This window comes from Pseudoalteromonas sp. SWYJZ12 (assembly GCF_015864395.1).
Taxonomy (GTDB): Bacteria; Pseudomonadota; Gammaproteobacteria; order Enterobacterales; family Alteromonadaceae; genus Pseudoalteromonas; species Pseudoalteromonas arctica.
Genome location: NZ_JADYXH010000002.1, coordinates 19587 through 40534, shown reverse-complemented (window position 1 = coordinate 40534; position 20948 = coordinate 19587). Strand labels below are relative to the sequence as shown.

Genomic DNA, 20948 nt, shown 5'->3' with positions numbered 1-20948 from the left:
TTACTCGCCTTCGAATTCAACCAATTTTAGGATTTTAATACCCATTTTTTTGATGCGCTGCTCGCCACCAAGTTCTGGTAGTGATACAACAAATGCAGCATCTGTGGCTTCGCCACCTAGTTTATGAACTAATTTAGCGGTGGCTTCAATTGTGCCGCCAGTTGCTAATAAGTCATCAACTAATAATACTTTATCGCCAGGTACAATTGCATCAACATGCAGCTCTAGCGTGTCTTCACCGTACTCAAGTAAGTAATCTTGACGAATAACTTCGCGTGGTAACTTACCTGGTTTACGAACTGGAATAAACGGAATGCCTAATGCGTAAGACAGTGGCGCACCAAAAATAAAGCCACGTGATTCTGTGCCAATTATTTTAGTAAAACCCTGATCTTTATATTCTGCGATAAACGCGTCAATAGTTGCTTTAAAGGCTTCTGGATTTGCCATTAAAGTGGTTACATCGCGAAACATGATGCCCGGCTTTGGATAATCAGCAATTGTAGTTATGCTGTTTTTGATAATTGCTGGTGTTACTTGAGTCATAATTTTAACTGCTCAATTGTTTATATTACAAAGCAGGTGATTATAACCTTAACTAACCTTTAATTGCGAGTTTGGCGTTACTATAAAAGAAGTATTAACTATGGGGGGGTAATTAAAATAAAGTGGTTCAAGGCTGAAGTAAGCAACAGCCTTAATAAACGCTATGCATTTTAAGTTAAGCTAGTGATCCAGCCTAATATTGCATTTAAACAACCAATCCCTGCAAATACAGCTAAGAAAGCAAGAAAATAAGTAGCGTTGAACGGATCTTTAAAGTCTTTATCATCTGACATTGGTACAACCTTTTATTAAGCACGACAAATAAGGCTGCCATAATAGACGATGTAAAATCATCAATAAAGACCTTAATCTTGATTTTTTGTCACAATTACACCGCGTTCAACCATTGCATTGAGGGTAACTAATGCGCCTTGAGCAATTTGATCTGCATTAAACTGTGGTGCATGAGCGAATACCTGTTGGCAAACGTCGTCAAATGTCGCTCCATCACTTGCCTCAATAATTGATAGTAACAAAGCCGTCATCGCATTCGTAGCCAGAAATTGAACGTCATCATCTTCATCTCTATATACAACAAAATAATTAGGCTGAGGTGATGGCTCTTTTGGTTTAAAGCGATTGCTAATATTTTGAACCGGAAATTGATAACTTAAATTTCTTGCCGTTTTCGATAAATACAAAGCAGAACTAGTAAGCGCTGTTGTTTGTAATTTTTGCTCTTGCTCATCTTCGTGTGCAATCGATACATCTAGCTCTACCCATTCATAATGTGCAAGTTCTAGCATAAACACGGGATCGTATCTTTTTATTTTATAATCACTTGATAAATAATTAATAAACTCCCCTGCTATATCTAAAAAGTACGGCGAATGACAATCATATTCGCTAAAAAACTGGCGTACAAGAACCAGCCATTGCTTGTCTGTATATAAGGTTTTTAATACCGGAAAGCCTGATGATATAAAACCTTCAATGTTATTAAAAAATAGGTCGCGATAAATGGACATACGTCTGTCTTCGATACCGCTGGGCTTTTTATTTTTTTTAGGCTCGCGAATATGCGCCATAAATTCGTTTTGTATTTCAATAAAGCTCATAACCAGGCACTCTTTTAATATTTATAAAGGCTTATATTAAGCTCGTTGTTTTGAAACCATTGAAGTAATGTGTTTAGCTTGTAGCTCATGAATTATATCTAACTCTTTGGTTAAAATATTCATGGTAGGGATATTAAAATCGCGCTCAAGCAAGGTTGGAAATACGCCATGCACTTCATATGCTTTATCCAGTAGCTCCCACACAGGATCAATGACATCAGCACCATGTGTATCAACTATTAAGTCATCAGCCTCATTATAATGGCCTGCAACGTGCCCATAGGCGATACGATTAGAGGGTAACCCTGTTAAAAATTCTTGTGCGTTATAGCCATGATTAATCGAATTCACATAAATGTTATTCACATCCAGTAAAAGCTTGCAGTCTGCTTGCTCTAAAATGGTATTTGTAAATTCCAGCTCTGATAATTGCTGTCCAGGAGCGCCATAGTAAGAAATATTTTCTATCGCAATTTGCTGCTCAAGTATGTCTTGTACTTGTTTAATACGAGGGACAACATGTGCTATTGCATCTTGTGTAAACGGAATAGGCATTAAGTCATACATATGGCCTGTACCGGAACAGTAACTTAAGTGCTCACTGAAAATTTTTATATTGTGCTCTTCAAAAAAAACTTTTAAAGATTTAACAAATTCAACATCCAGTGGTTCGGGTGAACCGATAGACAGTGATAATCCATGACACACAAAATTATTTGCATCTGTTAATGTTCTAAATTGCTTTTTAAAGCGTCCACCTAATTTTAACCAGTTCTCTGGCGCAACTTCCAAAAAATCTACTTGATTAGGTACGTGTTCAAGCAGTTCATCAAGCATTTCTCGTCGTAGGCCAAGGCCCACCATCCCGAAATCTGTACTCTGGATTTGTGTCATAACTACCTCTAACTTATCAAAAAAGGGCCTTAAGGCCCTTTTAGCATAACTTATTTAGAATAAGATATTAACGACCGCCACATTTACCTTCGCCGCACTTACCTTCTTTTTTAGTTTTTTTAGCATCGCCGCCGCATTTACCTTCACCACATTTGCCTTCTGTTTTAGCTTTTGCATCTTTTGCATCGCCGCCACATTTACCTTCACCACACTTGCCTTCTGTTTTAGCTTTTGCATCTTTTGCGTCGCCGCCACATTTACCTTCGCCACACTTGCCTTCTGTTTTAGCTTTTGCATCTTTTGCATCGCCGCCACATTTACCTTCGCCGCACTTACCTTCTGTTTTAGCTTTTGCATCTTTTGCATCGCCGCCACATTTACCTTCGCCGCACTTACCTTCTGTTTTAGCTTTTGCATCTTTAGCATCGCCGCCACATTTACCTTCACCACACTTACCTTCTTTAGCGTCTAGTTGGTAACCTGTCACTAATTGTTGAAACTCAAATGGGTTGGCTTGTACATCTGCAGATACAAAGCTTGCAGAGCCAACAACTACTGCACCTAAAGTTAACGCGATTGTATTTTTTTTAACTGTATTCATTTTGTGACTCTCTTTAATCAAGTATTGTAAATCTCAGCAATAAAAATGTATTTTAAATTGCTTGTATGCTTAAGTAGACCTGTACGAGAATAAAAACTTTCATTTATTTTCATAATATTTACTTTTGCGGTTTCTACATTAAATATGGTTGGTAATTACAGATTTATCAATGTGTGATTTACAGGTAAACTATGCGTCCAGTTTTTTATCAAAATTAATCACTTTATGAAACTTGTTTTAGCACCTATGGAAGGTGTCGTTGATTTTAAAATGCGCCAATTACTCACAGACATTGGTGGGTTCGATTTGTGCGTTACCGAGTTTGTAAGAGTGGTTGAAACATGCTTACCTGATAAAGTTTTTCATCGATTTTGCCCTGAACTACATAATAATGGATTTACGCGAGCAGGTACTCCTGTGCGTGTTCAATTACTCGGCCAAGAAGCAAATCCGTTAGCCGAAAATGCAGTAAGAGCAATTGCTTTAGGATCTCATGGGGTCGACCTTAACTTTGGTTGCCCAGCAAAAACCGTTAATCGTAGTCGAGGGGGTGCTGTACTGCTTAAAGATCCTGACCACATGTATACGATTATTAAAGCAGTCCGAGATGCTGTAGATGATAAACATGAAGTAAGTGCAAAAATTCGCTTAGGCTTTGATGATGACAGTAACAGCCAAGAAATTGTTGATGCTGTGGTAAGCGCAGGCGCAAATAGTGTAGCTATACACGCCAGAACCAAACGTGATGGTTATAACCCGCCAGCTTATTGGGAAAAAATTCCACCAATAATAAAAGATAAAAATATTGCCGTTGTTGCCAATGGTGAAATTTGGCAAGTTGAGGACGCAATGCTTTGCCAAAAACGAAGTGGATGTACTGATTTGATGCTTGGTCGTGGCGCCCTTTCGCACCCTGATTTAGCAAAAAAAATTAAAGCTCATGTAAATAATGAACAATATGATGGCCTTCAATGGGAGCATATTATTTATCACTTAATCCACTCTGCTATTCATCAAGACCCTGCAAAAGATGAAAAGTATTTTGCTTCTCGTACAAAGCAATGGCTAGGTTACCTTAAACGCCAATACCCGCAAGCGATCGATTTATTTGATGAAATCAGGCGTTTAAAAAGTAAAGAAGATGTGGCAAGCGTATTAAATAAATACGCCAAAGCACCGCAACTTGATTCAAATCATAACGGCTAACCTAAAGCCTCTAGATAATATCAGTATAACGTGAAGCCAATTTAATAAGGTTGTACTGATAATGCATCATCAAAAAAGACTAAACGATGAAATAGCACAAATTAAATTAAATATATTAACTATGCTTTCTAAATCAGCCTACCCTACACATCAGCATTTAATACAAATTTTAGATAATACAGCAAACAATGAATGGTTAGACTGTGCAGCAGAGAAGCTAGGTCCTGAGTATGCGTTTTTGATCAGTCGCATGACCAAATTAGAAGCGGCGGTCAGCCAAATAGAAATTGGGCAATATGGCTACTGCTGCGACTGTGAAGAAAAAATACCAGCCAAATCACTTGAACTAGACCCCGCAACTCAACGGTGTACAAAGTGCGCACAATAAGCGCACTTTCAAATCATTATATAATGTGTTGTATAAAGCTAAATGATTGCCCTGGGTAGAGTATTATATCTTCAACTAAATATTGAGCCTCTTCTTGGGTGATTTCTAAGCGTTTCATAAGATTCACCTTTGCCTGTGGCAAAGTCCACGCATGGTAATGAATGCCAATATCTGATTCCATCATTGCAAGCATCAATGTTTTATCTTTATCAGACATGTTCATATTGCTCGCCATTGCAGGTAAGTCTTGATAATCAGCCTGCCAATCAAGCCCTTCAATTAATTTTTCATTCGATAGATACTGCACTAAAAACGATTTTTTATGAGAAATAGACAATTTACTGTCGAATGCAACACGATCTAATACTTTTATATTTTCATTTAAAATAGTAACCCACTCTAGCGGTGAATGTACTTCGCCACTAAAGTAATTTAGTTTGCTCTGATACCACTGTGACCCATTTGGCAGGCCTCTCAGACCAACACTACCTCTAGGCTTGTAACTAGCTAAATAATCGCTAAAAGCTCTTATATGACTCTTAAGCGCTGGTTGAACGTCATTACTACCTATCGCAATCAATACATAGCTTTGTAGTAGTGTGAGCTCAATTTTATTCAGCTTTAAATTGCTTTGTTTAGCACTGTCTAGCGTATCTTGGGTTAACTTAAGCCAAGTAATAATATTATCCGGCGTACTTTTTGAATCCTCAAAAGCAAGCATGTTTTTTAATACGTCTACTTGAGCCGGCCAATTAAAATAGCGCTCAGGAAAGCGCTCTGCAATAACCAAGTAGTTTACTTGTGCAATTTGATTGAGATTAAGCTCCATACCCATTAGGTTCTGATAAATAGTATGACGTTTAACTAAATACGCATCAGAAAAGACCAATTGCTCTTTAGTAATCCTATCGATTTTTTTAGCGTCTGGTTGTACAAGTGCCATGTTTAAAGTTTTTAAAGCAACTTGTGCGTCTTCAAATGACTCATAAGGTTGAGGCTGCTTTGAACATGCAGCTAAAAATAAGCACAGTAGTAATGAAAAAGAGAGCTTTTTATACATAGTAGTTCCAATAAAAAAAGCCCCAGAGGGGCTTTTTATAAGTTGCTTTAGCTAATTAAAATTAAATTTTAACACCGTTGCGAGCGGCTTTATCTTTAATATATGTAGACCAACCTTTTGCAAACTTACGTGTGCGAGGGTCATCCATAGCTTTAGTAATTGCAGCATATGCTTGCTTATACTTACCTTGATAGTAATACGCTTCAGCTAAATCTGAATAAATAGTACCTTTTTTGTCAGAGCCAAGCTCTAATGCTTTGTTCAAACGAACAACAGCAGCACTGAATTTCTCAGATTGTAAAAGTAATGAACCAGCTTTACGGTAAAGTTCAGCGTCGTCATCAAATTTAGCAGCTTCTTCATAGTACTTAGCAGCTTTTTCTAGATCCTTAGAGCGATGATAGTTACTAGCAATCGCGCTAACATTCTGCTTTGTACGTTTTACTTTTTCACTCTTAACGGCCTTTTCTAGCGTTACAGCTGCTCTAAAAGGGATCTCGTTTAGAGAGTAAAAGTTAGATAAGACTTTATACTCAACTTCATTTTCAAAGTAACCGTTCTTGTAAGCAACTTCCATCGTTGCTAAACCTTTTTGATAGTCTTCGGTTTGTAGGTAATATTTACCTAAGCTAACCCAAGCTTTTTTATCATCAGGCCATACACGAACAATCTCTTCGCCAATCTTAACCATGTTTGCATAATCTTTAAGTTCAAAGTATGCACCCAGTTTTAATTGGTAAGGACCTTTATTAGGTTCTTTTTGAAGTTTAATTGCCTTATCAGCTGGTTCAAAAACATCACGAAATTGCTCTAACTGATAGTTAGCTTGGGCAATACGCGTGTAAACCGTAGGATCTTCTTCACCGGTAAAATCCATCCAAGTAACATAAGCTTTTTTGGCTTCTTGATACTTTTCTGTGCCAGCGTATAAATCACCTAACAGCTTTAGAGTTTGTTCTTGATCAGCAAAGTTTAAAACATCAGGGGCAACTGCTTGCTTAGAGTACTTAATCGCTTCGTCATACTTTTCTTTTTGAGCGTACATGCTACCTAAGTAACGATTTACGGTCGCTTTATCAAAGTCATTCGAAGGTTCAATCTCTCTAAGCAAAACAATTGCTTCATCAACTTTTTCTTCGTTGTACAAGTCAAATGCTTTAATTACCTTTTTACCAGTACGCTCGCCCATGATTTTAGTTTTTGCTTTTTTACGCTCTTCAATCTTTGCGTAATCTGGCGCTGCTAAAACAGATGCACTTAAAGTAGCACCCGACACAGACATAAGAATCGCAAGAGCAGTTACTTTAGAAAAATTTCTCATTACTCGCCTCCTTAGTTGCCTTGGTTAAGTTTAAAGTCTAATTGAACTTGTAAACCTGGTTGTTTCTGTGGTTTTCCGTCAATGATCTTAGGACGGTACTTCCACTTACGCAGTGCGCGTTTAGCTTCACGGTCAAAGATACGTTTTGGATCTGCGTCAATTACTTCAACGTCAGTTACTCCACCTAACTCATCAATTGTGAATGAAAGTTGTACCCAACCTTCTTTGCCATCACGTGCTGCTTGCGTTGGATATTTTGGTTCTATACGAACGATAGGTGTCGCATCACCATCTCGTCCAAATGCACCAGGACCACTTAGTCCACCAGCTGAACTACCAACATCAATGCTACCCATGTTAAATGACATAGCACCAGGGTTTGGATTATTATTTTCCGGCTGTGGCGGCTGCGGTTTAGGCGGCTGCTTTGGCGGTGGTGGAGGAGGAGGCGGTACACGCTTCCTCTCCTGCACCTTAGATTCAGGCGGATTCGTCATTATTTCGACTATGATCTGCTCTTTTTGTTCCGTATTACGGTCAGCCCCACCAGAGATGAGGAAGGCCATGAAGTAGAACAAGCCGAAAGTAACTGCCCCACCTGCAATCAGTGAAAACAGAAAACGAATCATTACTGATCTCCAGCTATTGAAATTCTAAGGTTGTCACCCGTCGCTTTAATCTGGTCCATAACTTTAACCACTGTGCCGTGTTTAGCTTCTTTATCAGCTTGTATAATCACAACTTCAGTAGGTTGTTCTGCTAATAAACTTTCGATTTTTGCTGAAATACGTTCAACATCAATTTGTTGTTTATCAACCCAGATTTCGCCGTTACTACGAATAGCAATAAAAATGTTAGCATTTTTTTGCTTAGTAGCTTGGGCAGCTTTTGGTTTATTGACCTCGATACCAGCCTCTTTAACGAACGATGTAGTTACGATAAAGAAAATAAGCATGATAAATACGATGTCAAGCATTGGCGTCATATCAACCGCTGCTTCTTCTTCTTCACGAAAACGTTGTTTACGTGCCATATTTAATTCTCTCTCTAGTGATGAGGCATACTATCAATAAGTTTGGCTTTCACCATTTTAGCTTTTGTCTCAAGACGTGAGCTAAAAAATACTCCAGATAGTGCCGCAACCATTCCAGCCATTGTTGGGATTGTTGCCATTGAAATACCTGATGCCATTAAGCGTGCATTACCCGTACCCTGGTTGGCCATGGTTTCAAAAACCGAGATCATACCAGTAACAGTACCAAGTAAGCCTATTAAAGGACAAACAGCTACTAATGTCTTAATCAACAACATACGCTGATCTAATTTTTCAGACGCTTCAGAAATCCATGCTTCACGGATTCTGTGTGCGTACCAAGACGTAGTGTCTTGGCGGGCATCCCACTTTGCTACAATTTCTTTCGCTGTGCGAGGAAACTCTGCAAGTAGAAACCAATAGCGCTCAATCATTAAAACCCACATCAGAAAGAGTGCTATCGCGACCACGTATAAAACCTGGCCGCCTGTGCCAACAAAATCCCTGATAGATTCCCATATCTCCATCAGGACTAGCATTAGGCTTTCTCCTTCTCCGCGTGAGTAGCAACGATACCCGCGCTTTGCTCATCAAGGATGTGTAATACCGACTTACTACGACCAGCTACAAGAGCATGAAGTAGAATTAGTGGTAATGCAGCAATTAGACCTAGCGCTGTAGTTACAAGTGCTAGAGAGATGTTACCTGCCATGATCTTCGGATCACCCGTACCGAACAATGTGATTGTTTGGAACGTTAAGATCATACCGATTACTGTACCTAGTAGACCTAGTAACGGTGCGATTGCAGCAAGAATCTTAATTATGTTGATACCAGCTTCGATGCGCGGCGTTTCACGTAGAATCGCTTCATCAAGTTTAAGCTCAAGGTTTTCAACATCTTGGTTCTTGTTGTCATGGTACACTTTAAGAATACGACCCAGTGGGTTATTTGTATTCGGTGTAGCAACATTTTTAAGCTGGCTCTTAATCTTACTAGTAGTAAGTGTAAGGTCAACAAAGCGAATTAGAGTAATTAGCATACCTAAAGCTAGTAAAGCTGTAATGATATAACCAACTACGCCACCTTGATGGAAGTATTCCATAAGTGTCGCTTTTTGAGTGTTGATACGTAGGATAGCACCACGAGTCGGATCGATATAAACACCAGCGTAGTTATCTGGTGATGTATTTTCAAGATCAGTGATACCGTCTAAAATATAGCTATCAGGCTGTTTACCTAGAGGCTGAATAGACTTAGTTTCTGGTGAATAAATTAAGTAACCATCGTCTGTAACTAAGTTAAAGTTACCGATACGCGTTACTTTCTTCATTGACGGGTTACCGTCAAGACCAGCAACTTCAGTTTCAAAAGTTGAAACTTTAGCTGATTCAGTCATTTCTGTTTGAAGTGAAATCCAAAGTTCTTCAAGTTCACGAACAGTTGGAAGTTCTTTAGCAGCAGCTAATGAACGTAAGATTTCTGCACGGCCAGGTTTCTCAGCACTAACTAGTGATGCTTCGATAGAACCGATAGCGTCTTGAGCTGCACGACGTACAACACCAAACATCTCACCCAAAGTACCTTGAGCACTTTGAAGAGCTGCTTCTTTTTCAGCTAACGTGTTTTCATTTTGTGCATATTGCTTAGTTAAGCTTTCACCACGAGACTTCTCAGAAGCAAGTTGGCTTTTAGCTTTATTAAGTAAAGATTGCTTGTCAGCACGATCTGATAAGAACTCTTGTTCACGTTTCTTATCGATTTTACCTTCAGAGATACGCTCTTGCTTTACTTGCTCAAGTATTTTATCTAGAGCTCCAGTATTTGCATGTGCATTTAACGCGGTACCTGCAGAAACAGTTAGTACTGCGGCAACAGCAAAACCTTTAAATAGTTTCTTCATTATTGATTACTCCGCGCCAAAGATAGGTAGTTTAACAAGTTCTAATGTCGCTTGCTTACGCGCCATACGAATAACTTCTTTAACAGGTTTTAGGTATTCTTCACCTAATTTTTTCCACTGTTTAGTGTTGTTATCCCACACCCAAGCATGTTTCAAGTCAAAAGACTGAGCAACGTAAGTAATACGACCTAACTGACCGATATCAACGTTAATACTTTTGCCATCAACTTCTAGTGTACCTTGTGAAGCAGATACAAGTGAGCTGTATGCTGTTTCAATAGTGTAAGCTTCAAGTACTTGACGGAATTTTTCAGACGTCGTTACAGACGCAGAAACCATGATTTCACGTAGTCTTTCAACACGTCCTAAACGCGTCTCTAGATTAAATGGAACGTCCGCTTTGATGAATTGCTCAAGCGTATCGATCATGCGATACATCAAAGGCACAACGTTTTGTTTCGTGTTATCAATCGTAGCGATTTGACGATCAAACGATTCAATAGACGCGTTTTGGCTATCAACCAAGCGCGACACGTGATCGTTATACACTTTCATAAGTTCAGTCTCATCAACAACGCTACGGTACTCAGCGATTAGCTCCTGAGTTTGACCATATACATTGTCAATTTTAGTTTGAGACTTAACCGCAGCCTTTTGAATTTGTTGACCTGCTTTTTGCACGTCATTCAAAGGATCTGCAATCACATTGCTGCTTGCAAATGCAAATGCGCCAACCAACGCAGTTGCTACAAGACTCTTTCTGATTTTAACAGACATAGTTCCCAACCAATTAAGTAATGTTACTTTTATAATTTAATTATCCTCCGAAGAGAACAACCCTGATATCTTTTAATAGATATCAACCTTCCAATAATGCTAAATGCAATTAGCGCTGTCAACTTGATGTTTACTAATCTCTGCAAATAAATAGCTAAGTTAATGCTTAAACAAAAGTACTAGCACACAACTGTTAACATTATTGCAACTAAGCTTTTGCTTAATATTTCGATTAAAGCCTTTTGAGGGGTGTATTTATTCGCATTGTACTGACATAAAACAACATTATTGCAACATTTAGCCAAAGCTGAATTCGCACTGAAAAAAAACAAAAAAAAATATAGATAGATATAACAAAAGTTATTTTTTAAACGATTTCAGCACATTTTATCTCCCCAATAACACTTCATCTGAAAAAACAAACCATTTGTCGCACAAAAAAACAACACTGGATAATCTCTAATACCGCCCACCTTGCTTTATGCACGCAATACCTAAAGCCATTTATAAAACGTGTTTCCCATAAATAGTAATAATAAGTTTCTTTTAGCAAGGCCTGAAATAGCCAAATAGCTTTCGATAATTAGACGAGTTACATTTACCGCTTTAGAGTGCTCATTAATACTATTTAACAGTTAAATTTATTTAGTAACAAAGTTAATCACAAAAAGTTGCTCAACTTTAATAATAATGGACTATAAATGATGCCTAACGCTTCCATAATAAGCTATCAGAGGCCTATAGAGGTTCCCTTGCCCATTTATAGTTAAAGTACAAAACTTCAACCTGATTGCACTAGCAAGACTTACACTAAAATTTACACAGATTGTTATTTGGCATCATTTTTATGTATATAAGTATCGGATCAGTTGGATAAATTGTAAGGGATGTTTTAAATGCGATAGAAAGTGGTTCGATTGTATAAGTTATTCAGATAATTGAATTTTAGGTTTGTATTAAAATAGAAGATTTAAGAATATATGAAATTTGTGTTCAAGGATTTAAAAAGAAGGATTTTATTAATTATGTACATAGAGAGGAATTATGGTGAAACAGAGACCTGCTTCACCAAGATGAACTAGAGTTCACATAATAAATTATGCTGCTTCTACGTTCTCAGCTTCAGGGCCTTTTTGACCTTGTTTGATGCTGAATGTCACTGCTTGACCTTCGCTAAGAGTGCGAAAACCAGAACCAGTGATTGCGCTGAAATGTACAAACACGTCAGGACCATTTTCTTGTTCAATGAAACCAAAGCCTTTAGCTTCGTTGAAAAACTTTACTTTACCAGTAACCGACATACTAAATTTTCCTGTAAGTCAATAATTAAAATTCAGCCATATTATTATGGCAATATCCTCCCTGAGTCAATGCTCAAAAATATGGAGGTACAGTACAGGAACAAGTAATAACCTAACCGGTAACCTTAAACGCAGCACAATATCCGTAAATTCAATACATAAAAACTCAAAGCAAGGTAAGATTAACACATTATATTTTTTTTCGCTCTATTAATTGGGAATTATTTATTAAAAATATAAATTTGTTTTAAATCGCCTTTAACTGACTAATTTCCAAGCAAAAACTATAAAGTATTATTGTAATATATATTGCTATAAACGCGTATAAAAGCCCTCTACGACAACAATACTGTCAAACAACGCTTCAATAACATCAAAAATACAAACAAAAAAGCCGCTTTAAAAATTAAGCGGCTTTTGGTTTAAATATAAAATATTAACTATTTAACAGACCAATCAATAGTATCTTCTGCTTTTATAGGCACAACTTCAGAGTCGCCTAGGGTATAACTTGCAGGTACGTCCCATGGTTTTCTTTGTAATGTTATTGTATCGGCATTACGCGGCAACTCATAAAAGTCAGGACCAAAGTGGCTTGCAAATCCTTCAAGCATGTCCAAAGCTCCAGCGTCTTCGAATGCTTCAGCGTATAACTCAATAGCGGCATGAGCCGTATATGCACCAGCACAACCACAAGCAGCTTCTTTTTTATCTTTGTAATGTGGTGCAGAATCAGTTCCTAAGAAAAACTTTTTATTTCCACTTATAGCTGCGGCCATTAATGCTTGCTGGTGAATGTTACGTTTGAGGATTGGCAAACAGTAATAATGTGGGCGAATTCCACCCGCTAACATATGATTACGATTATAAAGCAAATGATGAGCTGTAATTGTTGCTGCTACATTGCTAGGTGCATTAACTACAAACTCTACTGCATCTTTAGTTGTAATATGCTCTAGTACAATTTTAAGTTCAGGAAAGTCACTTACCACATCCCCTAAAATCGTATCTAAAAATACTTTTTCACGGTCAAAAATATCAATTGATGAATCAGTAACTTCTCCGTGTACTAACAGCAACATACCTACTTCTTGCATTGCTTTTAAAACCGGGTAAATATTTTTGACTGATGTAACACCCGAATCAGAATTGGTTGTAGCGCCAGCAGGATACAACTTTGCAGCTACTATTTTGCCCGTTGCTTTTGCTTTCTTTATTTCATCTGGTGTCGTTTTATCAGTGAGGTAAAGTACCATTAAAGGCTCAAAGGCACCTTGTGGGCCTGCTGCCATAATACGTTCTCGATAGGAAAGAGCGGTATCAGTACATGTTGCCGGCGGAACAAGGTTTGGCATAATAATAGCGCGACCCATGTATCTACTAATGTCTCGTACAGTATCCTTTAGCTGGTCGCCATCACGTAAATGTACATGCCAGTCATCTGGGCGAGTGATAGTAAGGGTTGTTACAGAGTTTGTATTATTGCTTGTCATTACTTTGTTCCAAGGCTGAATTTATTCGATCATAGGCATATGATGTTTTCGAGTAAAGATTTTATTAAAAATAATGCATATGTTGATGACATTACCGAGTTGTGTAATTAAAGCTTAATACTCCAATTCAATTGGGATTAGCCATTGTTATTACTTACAATTAATTAAAGCCATTCGTCATAATAATTTACAGCCAATTAAAACCACTCATCGCTTTATTTTGTACAAAATCCAAGATTAGGTTAACTTAGCTACGTATTTAAAAATAAAAAGAATAATATAAATTGCCTATGTCTTACAAAAATGATGCCTCAAGAGCACTTGAAATAAAAACTGATCAACTGAGTATTATCAATCAGTTCTCATCTAGCTTATTACAACTCGATACACTAGAAGAGTTATTTGAGTATGTTACAACGCATGTTGTAAACCGTTTAGGATTTGTTGATTGCGTTATTTACCTTGCCGATAACAATGCTTATACATTAAATCAAGTTGCCTCGATGGGTATTGCTCACGCCCGTGATAAATATCAAGCCGAACGTAAAGTAATACGTTTTAGTGAAGGAATTACTGGGGCTGTAGCCACAACTGGTAAAGCCGTAGTTATCGATGATGTAACAAAAGATAGCCGTTATATCGCAGATGAGCGCCCTGCCCAATCAGAACTATGCGTCCCTCTTATATATAAAGAACAAGTTTTAGGTGTTATTGATTGTGAGCATCCTATTAAAGGCTACTTTACAAACGCACACCTTGAAATTCTTACAACAGTTGCCCACTTACTCAGTGCTAAAATTAACCAGGTAAATACGGTAAATAACTTACAAAAAACAGTTGAGCAACTTAACAACGCACAGAAATTAGAAAATAGCTTATTACAAATAGCTAACCTAACCTACAAAGCTAACGACTTAGATACCTTCTTTGAAGCTTTGCATTCAATTATTAATAACTTACTTCGTGCTGATAACTTTTTTATCGCTTTATATGACAAAAAAGTAGATATACTTGACCTTGTTTATATAGTTGAAGAAGGCATAAACACCAAAACACATCAAAAAATATCTAAAGAACAGCTAAAAGACACTGCTTCATATTACCTACTGCAAACAGAGCAAACCTTATTACTCAATAAAGATGCCTTTCAAAGTCATATTGATAACGGTGATTTTAAGATGGTAGGGAGGCAATCAGAGTCTTGGTTGGGTGTTCCATTTAAAACAAGTGATCGTATAAGCGGTGTTATTGTTGTACAAAGCTACGATAAAACACTGCAATACAACGAACACGACAGCGCTCTTCTAACTTACGTAAGTCGCCAAATAAGTATGGCAATTGATAGACAACTAGCCCGACAAGAGCTCGAACATAAAGCATTGCATGACGAGCTTACCGGCCTTGCTAACCGCTCATTACTCATTGAGAGAATAAAGCATGCTATTTTACGTTTAACGCGTGCTAAAAAAAGTACTAGCCATGCCCTGCTGTATCTAGATTTTGACCGTTTTAAAAGTATTAATGATTCGCTGGGGCATGAGGTCGGAGACCATTTTCTTATAAAAATATGCGACTTAATTAAAAGTACAGTACGAAGCACAGATACATTTGCTCGTTTAGGCGGTGATGAGTTTGCTATTTTCATGGAAAATATCACACATAAAAACCAAGTTAATGAAGCTTTAAACAGAATTAAAAGCGCATTATCAAAACCTCTAAATGTAGATAGCCACTTACTTCAAGCTTCTACTAGTATTGGTATTGCCTATACCGACAACATAAACGATAAAGCTTATATATTACTGCAACAAGCTGATGCTGCTATGTATGAAGCAAAATCCACCGGGCGTGGACAAGTTAAGTTTTTTAATAACACGATGCGTAAAAAACTTAAAACCCATGCCGATATCGAAAACGACTTGCAACACGGTATAGAACACAACGAATTTGAACTCTATTTTCAGCCAATTTTTACAATTACCACAAGTGAAGTTGTCGGATTTGAAGCACTTGTGCGCTGGCATCATCCAAAAAAAGGATTTGTACCACCTAATGACTTTATACCGATAGCTGAAACTACAGGGCAAATTATAAATCTTGATTTACATTTACTTGATTTAGCCGCTCAGCAGATTTCTAATTGGCACCAGCAAGGTCATCGCTTTTTGAAAGTAACGGTTAATGTATCGTCACGACATTTTGCAAGCCTCGATTTTGTAGCGCAAATACATTCTATTTATAATAAATACCAATTACCTCTGGGTTCTTTATGTTTAGAAATTACCGAATCAGGCTTAATAGAAAATCTAGAACTCGCCACTCAAATAATAGAAGGTCTTTCACCTTTAAAAGTAAAATTGTGCCTTGACGATTTTGGAACGGGTTATTCAGCACTGGGCTACTTGCACCAACTGCCTATTCATATTTTAAAAATAGATAAAAGCTTTATTGACCACCTACAAGATTCCACCAACCCACTTGTTGAAGCCATTTTATCACTTGCGCAATCATTAAAACTTGAGGTTGTTGCTGAAGGGATAGAAACACTTGAACAATTAGCCATTTTACAATCGACCGCGTGCGACTATGGCCAAGGTTTTTTAAAGTCAAAACCGGTCGCAGCCAAAGAAGCCATATTACTTATTAATAAGCCTTTATAAAAAGAGCCAGCGAGTTGGTCGCTGGCTTAGGTATTACGTATATACTCATCCATTAACCTAAACTAAAGCTAAAAAGCAAAATGACTTTAGTTTTTAAACCACAACCTAAAGTAACCATTCCCCACCCCACACAGTTATTTATATAGTCAAAATTCACACTGAGGTGAAGCACACCGCAATCGATATACTTAAAATACAACATGAAGCAAACTCATCTAAAACTCATCAAACCAGTTTTTGAATGACTTTTACCGTTACTAATTTTAATATTTTCGCGATTCATAGCAACAAACTGCAATAAATCGCAAACTTTTAGCCATCTAGACGTTGAAACGTTTTTTGTATAGGCGTAGTATGTGGTTAATCTGAGCTGAACTCACTTTTCCCATGAGAATTTTTAAAGATGATTGGTATTAAACATTTAAAAACCATAGCAACCCTAAAAGAAACAGGATCTTTGGTTAATACGGCACGAGAGTTATTTTTGACACAGTCTGCTTTATCTCATCAAATCAAAGATTTAGAGAATAAATTAGATTGCCAATTATTTGAGCGTAAAACTCAACCAGTCCGCTTTACCCCTCAGGGAATGCTATTACTTGAGTTAGCTCACGAAATATTACCAAAAATGGAAGCGACTAAATGCCGTTTGAAAGAAAGCTTAAATCAGCCTATTTCTCAACTGCGTTTAAGTGTGGAATGCCATGCATGTTTTCATTGGTTATTGCCTACTATTAAAGAATTTAATAACTTTTGGCCTGATATAAAAATTGATTACGAGCGCGGCTTTAGTTACGACGCTATTCCTGACTTACTAAGCGATGAGCTCGATTTAGTTTTAACATCTGACATACGTGAACCCGACACATTAGAATACGCGCACTTATTTGATTTTAAATTGAAGCTTATTGTGGCACCGGATCATGAACTTGCTAAAAAAGCGTATGTAACAGCGCTTGATTTAAAAAACGAAACTATTATTTCATACCCTATCCCGCGTGAACGCCAAGATATATTTAAGCATTTCATTCAAAATGCACGTTTTGACGGTACGTTAAAAACGGTTGACCAAGGATTACTTATTTTTCAACTAGTAAGTGCCGGCATGGGCGTTGCCGCTTTACCTGATTGGCTAGTTACACCTTATGAAAGCCAAGGCTTAATTAAATCAATTCCTCTGGGCGCTCTTGGCCTTACTCGTCCTATGTATTTAGCGATGAAAAAAGACATGAAAGATAACCCTGTTTATCGTCACTTTTTAAATACGTGTAAGCTAAATAACGGTCGATAATCATCAATATAATGAGTAATATCGCTGTAATTAACTCTACAGCGATATTACTCTTATGTTTGTTATTAAAAAAATGATTGGTGGCTTACTTATGCCACTGCCTCTATTTGGTTTATTTGCGTGCCTGATGCTCCTACTCGCATTTAAAGGCCGCAAATCAGCTCTCTTCTTATCTACTTTAAGCTTAATTGTATTACTTGCATTGAGCACACCCTTTATCGCCAATTTAATTATCCAAAATAATGAACCTGCGTCGCTTGCATTTAATACCCTAAAGCATCCAAAAATAGAAAAAATAGTTGTACTAGGTTGCGATATAAATCCAAACCCAGCACTCAGTGCTAATAATCAATTAGGTAATTGTGCACTAACGCGCTTAGTAGAAGGTGTAAAGCTAGCAAAGCACTACCCTAATGCAGAGCTTATAGTTTCAGGCGGGGGCTATCAAAATATCACTAATAGCGGGCTTATGTATCAAACGGCAATTAGTTTAGGTGTTAATAAGAGTCGTATATTCCAAAACCCAAAAGCAATGGATACAGGTGAAGAAGCTAAGTTACTGGCATCAAAATTAGTCGACTTTAAGGTTGCACTAGTAACATCTGTACTGCACATGCCACGCGCAAAAGACTTATTTAATGCTCAAGGTATTGAAGTCATAACCGCAGCCACTGATTATCATAATTTTGCTGCACTTCCATGGAGCAAACAGTTTATTCCCAATGCTCATGCCTTACTAGTGGTTACGCAATACAGTCACGAAGTAGTAGGAAACACATGGATAAGTTTGCGCCGCTGGATAGATCCAGAGGCGCTGTAACTCATTTCGTCTAACTAACCTGAACTCTGGATAATAAAATCTATCTCAAGTAGCGTTCAGGTTAACTAATAGATAGCCTAGTTAAACTGGGTTATCTATGTCTATAAATGTCACATCAAAACCATGCTCTTGAGCAAGTAACTCACCCAGAGCTTTTACACCATAGCGCTCTGTTGCATGATGTCCTGCGGCAAAAAAATCAATGTTTTGCTCACGAGAACTATGAATTGTTTGCTCCGATGCCTCACCGGTTAAATAAGCATCAATGCCTTGCTCTGCAGCTAAATCAATATACCCTTGCCCACCACCGGTGCACAGTGCAATGGTTTCAATTTTTGTTGAACGTACTAAGCTTGTGAGCGGGGTTCGATTTAGCACTTTTGCAATTTTATCTGCAAAATCTTCACCACTTAATGGTGTTTTTAAACGCCCTTTCATTGCTACGCTATTTGAAGTTGGCTCTAGCCCTGTTTCAATTTCAATATCCAATAATTTTGCTAGTTGCGCGTTATTGCCAACTGCTGGATGAATATCGAGTGGTAAGTGATAGCCAAATAAATTAATATCGTGTGCTAATAACGCACCTATACGACGCTTTTTCATTCCCGTTATTGGTTGGGATTCCCCTTTCCAAAAAAATCCATGATGAACTAAAATAGCATCTGCTTGTTGCTCAATGGCAGCATCTATTAATGCTTGACTTGCGGTTACGCCCGTCACAATTTTTTTAATTTCGTTTTTACCTTCGACCTGTAAGCCATTTGGGCAAAAATCTTTAATTAATTGAGGTTTTAAAATGTCATTTAGGAGTTGGTTAAATTCTCTACGTTGCATATAACTTACCTTACTTAGCACTAAATTTTGTGCAAATTTTGGCGTTTATAGCCTTAAAATGGAAGGAAAATCGCAAAAAATTGAAAAACCGTTTTAAAATAGGTATAAATACCTCTTCTTTATCTGTGTTCACAACGTATAGGGTCTCTGATGAGCAAACTAGACAAAACAGAAGTGTTATCTGCCTTTGAAGCAGCGTACGAAACTGCCAATGGTAAAAAACCTGAAATCACAACTAAACCTGGTTGGTACAGCATTGATGGCGGTAAAAATTTACGCCTAGCTGACGTAGCAGAGCTTACTAAAAAGTTAAACTCTGGTAAAACAACTAAAACGAAAAAACCAAAAGCAGCTGCGCCTGTTAAAGCACAGAAAAAAGCGCCATTCACTGTTGTTACCGAAAACGAAGAAGGTTACACAGCGGAAGAACTTTGGATTGTAATTTTAGCTCGTAAAGATCATGACTGTCGCTTACCGCGCGGTGTTGTTTAATCAACATTTATGATTTTTAAAAGAAACCGCGTTAAGCGGTTTTTTTATGTGCGCGATTTACCGTGGAAGACAGTAACCACTTTGCAGCAAAGCCACAAATAACAATGAACATCGTCCCGACTAATACTGGCATAATTAAAAAGTCCCAACTTTGTCCAGATACAATAATCAGAATAGGGTTAGCACCCGCCGCAGGGTGCACTGTTTTAGTAAGCATCATGAGTGTAATTGCAAAACCAACGGCTAATGCAATAGATACACTCCCGTCACCAACATAGGTTACAAAAACGATCCCCACAAATGCTGTTAAAAGATGACCAAAAATCACATTTTTTGGTTGTGCTAATGGGCTATTTGGTATGCCAAATACAAGTACTGCCGTTGCGCCAAAAGGTGCCATTAACCACAGTCCATAGCCTCCAATATTATTCAGCCAAGATAAAAAACCCAATACTAGCGCTGAAAAAAAGCCAGCAACACAGGCTAATTTAATATCTTCAATATTCATGCTACATCCTTAAATAAAAGCAGACAGACTTGTCTACCTGGCAATGATAGACAAGTCTGTCTACTTATGTCAAGATACCTTTCAGCTAATATTTAGGGGGTTTTATGAATAAACGAGAGCAAATTATTACAACAGCACTTAATCTCTTTTATAGCAAAGGCTTACATGCTGTGGGTATTAATGAAATTCTAGCCGTTTCAGGTATCGCTAAAAAAACGCTTTATAATCACTTCGCAAGCAAAGATGAGCTAATACTTGCTTGCTTAGCCACACGTGATAAAAATTTTAATAATTGGCTAGAACAAGTCTGTGATAAACAAAGCGCCCTTGACGTTGCGAATGGATTATTTAAAGGTTTAGAGAGCTGGTTTAATAGTGGAGTGCCGGAATTGGGCGATTTTAATGGATGCTTCTTCATAAACGCAGCAGCAGAATATCCACTCGCAGCGCATACTATTGCAATACAGTGTAAGGCACATAAACAAGCTGTATTTAAAATTATATTGAATTCTTTACTTGCCACTCCTCAGCTAAAAAATAATAAAGCTAAAGCCGAAAATGTCGCACAAACATTATTTACTCTAAAGGAAGGGCTTATATGCCAAGCACGTGTCATGCATACTCAACCACTTATTATGCCAAGCACTGCTTTGCTAAAACACATAATACAAAGCTAAAAAAAGCGGCTATGTAGCCGCTTTA

Annotated in this window: 23 protein-coding genes; 7 read left to right on the top strand and 16 right to left on the bottom strand. The window is 37.7% G+C overall.

All coding sequences use genetic code 11. The features are described from left to right. The 5 genes from apt to I6F42_RS02475 form a co-directional block, all read right to left on the bottom strand. Positions 1–546: an adenine phosphoribosyltransferase gene (gene apt / locus I6F42_RS02490; protein WP_007584093.1), complete on the bottom strand. Its 546-nt coding sequence runs from the start codon at positions 544–546 to the stop codon at positions 1–3. Between the two features lie 170 nt (positions 547–716). Next, positions 717–839 (bottom strand): hypothetical protein, encoded by a 123-nt coding sequence (locus I6F42_RS20300; protein ID WP_002962301.1) that lies wholly within the window; start codon positions 837–839, stop codon positions 717–719. Positions 840–911: 72 nt separating this feature from the next. Continuing rightward, the gene (locus I6F42_RS02485) at positions 912–1664 is read right to left on the bottom strand and encodes a DUF2063 domain-containing protein (RefSeq protein ID WP_024590819.1); all 753 of its coding nucleotides are present in this window, start codon (positions 1662–1664) and stop codon (positions 912–914) included. A gap of 36 nt (positions 1665–1700) precedes the next feature. Beyond that, positions 1701–2558, bottom strand: a complete 858-nt coding sequence (locus tag I6F42_RS02480; RefSeq protein WP_197150723.1) for a DUF692 domain-containing protein — start codon at positions 2556–2558, stop codon at positions 1701–1703. Positions 2559–2625: 67 nt separating this feature from the next. After that, positions 2626–3159 carry a hypothetical protein gene (locus I6F42_RS02475; RefSeq protein WP_010553389.1) on the bottom strand — a complete coding sequence of 178 codons (534 nt, stop codon included), beginning with the start codon at positions 3157–3159 and terminating at the stop codon, positions 2626–2628. Positions 3160–3384: 225 nt separating this feature from the next. Between I6F42_RS02475 and I6F42_RS02470 the strand changes: the two genes are divergently transcribed. After that, the gene (locus tag I6F42_RS02470; RefSeq protein WP_007583877.1) at positions 3385–4365 is read left to right on the top strand and encodes a tRNA-dihydrouridine synthase; all 981 of its coding nucleotides are present in this window, start codon (positions 3385–3387) and stop codon (positions 4363–4365) included. A gap of 61 nt (positions 4366–4426) precedes the next feature. After that, positions 4427–4753, top strand: a complete 327-nt coding sequence (locus I6F42_RS02465; RefSeq protein WP_024590816.1) for a TraR/DksA C4-type zinc finger protein — start codon at positions 4427–4429, stop codon at positions 4751–4753. A 16-nt stretch (positions 4754–4769) separates the two neighbouring features. On the opposite strand, the gene I6F42_RS02460 is transcribed toward I6F42_RS02465, so the two are convergent. The 9 genes from I6F42_RS02460 to pyrC form a co-directional block, all read right to left on the bottom strand. Beyond that, on the bottom strand, positions 4770–5813 hold the full coding sequence (locus tag I6F42_RS02460) for a hypothetical protein (protein ID WP_197150720.1): 1044 nt from the start codon (positions 5811–5813) through the stop codon (positions 4770–4772). 61 nt (positions 5814–5874) lie between these two features. Next, positions 5875–7134, bottom strand: a complete 1260-nt coding sequence (locus I6F42_RS02455; RefSeq protein ID WP_010553387.1) for a tetratricopeptide repeat protein — start codon at positions 7132–7134, stop codon at positions 5875–5877. An 11-nt stretch (positions 7135–7145) separates the two neighbouring features. After that, positions 7146–7763: an energy transducer TonB gene (locus I6F42_RS02450; protein WP_007583869.1), complete on the bottom strand. Its 618-nt coding sequence runs from the start codon at positions 7761–7763 to the stop codon at positions 7146–7148. Further along, the gene (locus I6F42_RS02445; protein ID WP_007583867.1) at positions 7763–8167 is read right to left on the bottom strand and encodes a biopolymer transporter ExbD; all 405 of its coding nucleotides are present in this window, start codon (positions 8165–8167) and stop codon (positions 7763–7765) included. Before I6F42_RS02445 ends, I6F42_RS02450 begins: the two co-directional genes overlap by 1 nt. Before the next feature lie 14 nt (positions 8168–8181). Continuing rightward, positions 8182–8706 carry a MotA/TolQ/ExbB proton channel family protein gene (locus I6F42_RS02440; RefSeq protein WP_002961709.1) on the bottom strand — a complete coding sequence of 175 codons (525 nt, stop codon included), beginning with the start codon at positions 8704–8706 and terminating at the stop codon, positions 8182–8184. After that, entirely contained in the window at positions 8706–10070 is a 1365-nt protein-coding gene (locus I6F42_RS02435) for a MotA/TolQ/ExbB proton channel family protein (protein ID WP_007583865.1), read from the bottom strand. Before I6F42_RS02435 ends, I6F42_RS02440 begins: the two co-directional genes overlap by 1 nt. A 6-nt stretch (positions 10071–10076) precedes the next feature. Then, complete coding sequence (locus I6F42_RS02430) at positions 10077–10847, bottom strand: DUF3450 domain-containing protein (RefSeq protein WP_010553386.1); 771 nt, start codon at positions 10845–10847, stop codon at positions 10077–10079. A gap of 1097 nt (positions 10848–11944) precedes the next feature. After that, positions 11945–12148 carry a cold-shock protein gene (locus I6F42_RS02425; protein ID WP_002961702.1) on the bottom strand — a complete coding sequence of 68 codons (204 nt, stop codon included), beginning with the start codon at positions 12146–12148 and terminating at the stop codon, positions 11945–11947. A 440-nt stretch (positions 12149–12588) separates the two neighbouring features. Then, the gene (gene pyrC / locus I6F42_RS02420; RefSeq protein WP_010553385.1) at positions 12589–13641 is read right to left on the bottom strand and encodes a dihydroorotase; all 1053 of its coding nucleotides are present in this window, start codon (positions 13639–13641) and stop codon (positions 12589–12591) included. 290 nt (positions 13642–13931) lie between these two features. On the opposite strand from pyrC, the gene I6F42_RS02415 reads away from it, so the two are divergent. From I6F42_RS02415 to I6F42_RS02405, 3 genes are all read left to right on the top strand, one after another. After that, entirely contained in the window at positions 13932–16301 is a 2370-nt protein-coding gene (locus I6F42_RS02415) for a GGDEF domain-containing protein (protein ID WP_010553384.1), read from the top strand. Positions 16302–16704: 403 nt separating this feature from the next. Then, positions 16705–17592: a LysR family transcriptional regulator gene (locus tag I6F42_RS02410; RefSeq protein ID WP_002961689.1), complete on the top strand. Its 888-nt coding sequence runs from the start codon at positions 16705–16707 to the stop codon at positions 17590–17592. Between the two features lie 55 nt (positions 17593–17647). Continuing rightward, the gene (locus tag I6F42_RS02405) at positions 17648–18412 is read left to right on the top strand and encodes a YdcF family protein (RefSeq protein ID WP_197150717.1); all 765 of its coding nucleotides are present in this window, start codon (positions 17648–17650) and stop codon (positions 18410–18412) included. An 81-nt stretch (positions 18413–18493) separates the two neighbouring features. Here I6F42_RS02405 and I6F42_RS02400 read toward each other — a convergent pair whose 3' ends face one another. Then, a complete protein-coding gene (locus I6F42_RS02400) occupies positions 18494–19246 on the bottom strand; it encodes a Nif3-like dinuclear metal center hexameric protein (RefSeq protein WP_010555099.1) in 753 nt (250 codons plus the stop codon). Positions 19247–19396: 150 nt separating this feature from the next. On the opposite strand from I6F42_RS02400, the gene I6F42_RS02395 reads away from it, so the two are divergent. Beyond that, positions 19397–19738: a hypothetical protein gene (locus I6F42_RS02395; RefSeq protein ID WP_002961684.1), complete on the top strand. Its 342-nt coding sequence runs from the start codon at positions 19397–19399 to the stop codon at positions 19736–19738. A 31-nt stretch (positions 19739–19769) separates the two neighbouring features. Here I6F42_RS02395 and I6F42_RS02390 read toward each other — a convergent pair whose 3' ends face one another. Then, positions 19770–20246, bottom strand: coding sequence for an HPP family protein (locus tag I6F42_RS02390; RefSeq protein WP_010555098.1), 477 nt, complete (start codon positions 20244–20246; stop codon positions 19770–19772). 104 nt (positions 20247–20350) lie between these two features. Here I6F42_RS02390 and I6F42_RS02385 point away from each other — a divergent pair, with 104 nt between their 5' ends. After that, on the top strand, positions 20351–20923 hold the full coding sequence (locus tag I6F42_RS02385) for a TetR/AcrR family transcriptional regulator (protein ID WP_010555097.1): 573 nt from the start codon (positions 20351–20353) through the stop codon (positions 20921–20923). The last annotated feature ends 25 nt before the right edge of the window (positions 20924–20948 follow it).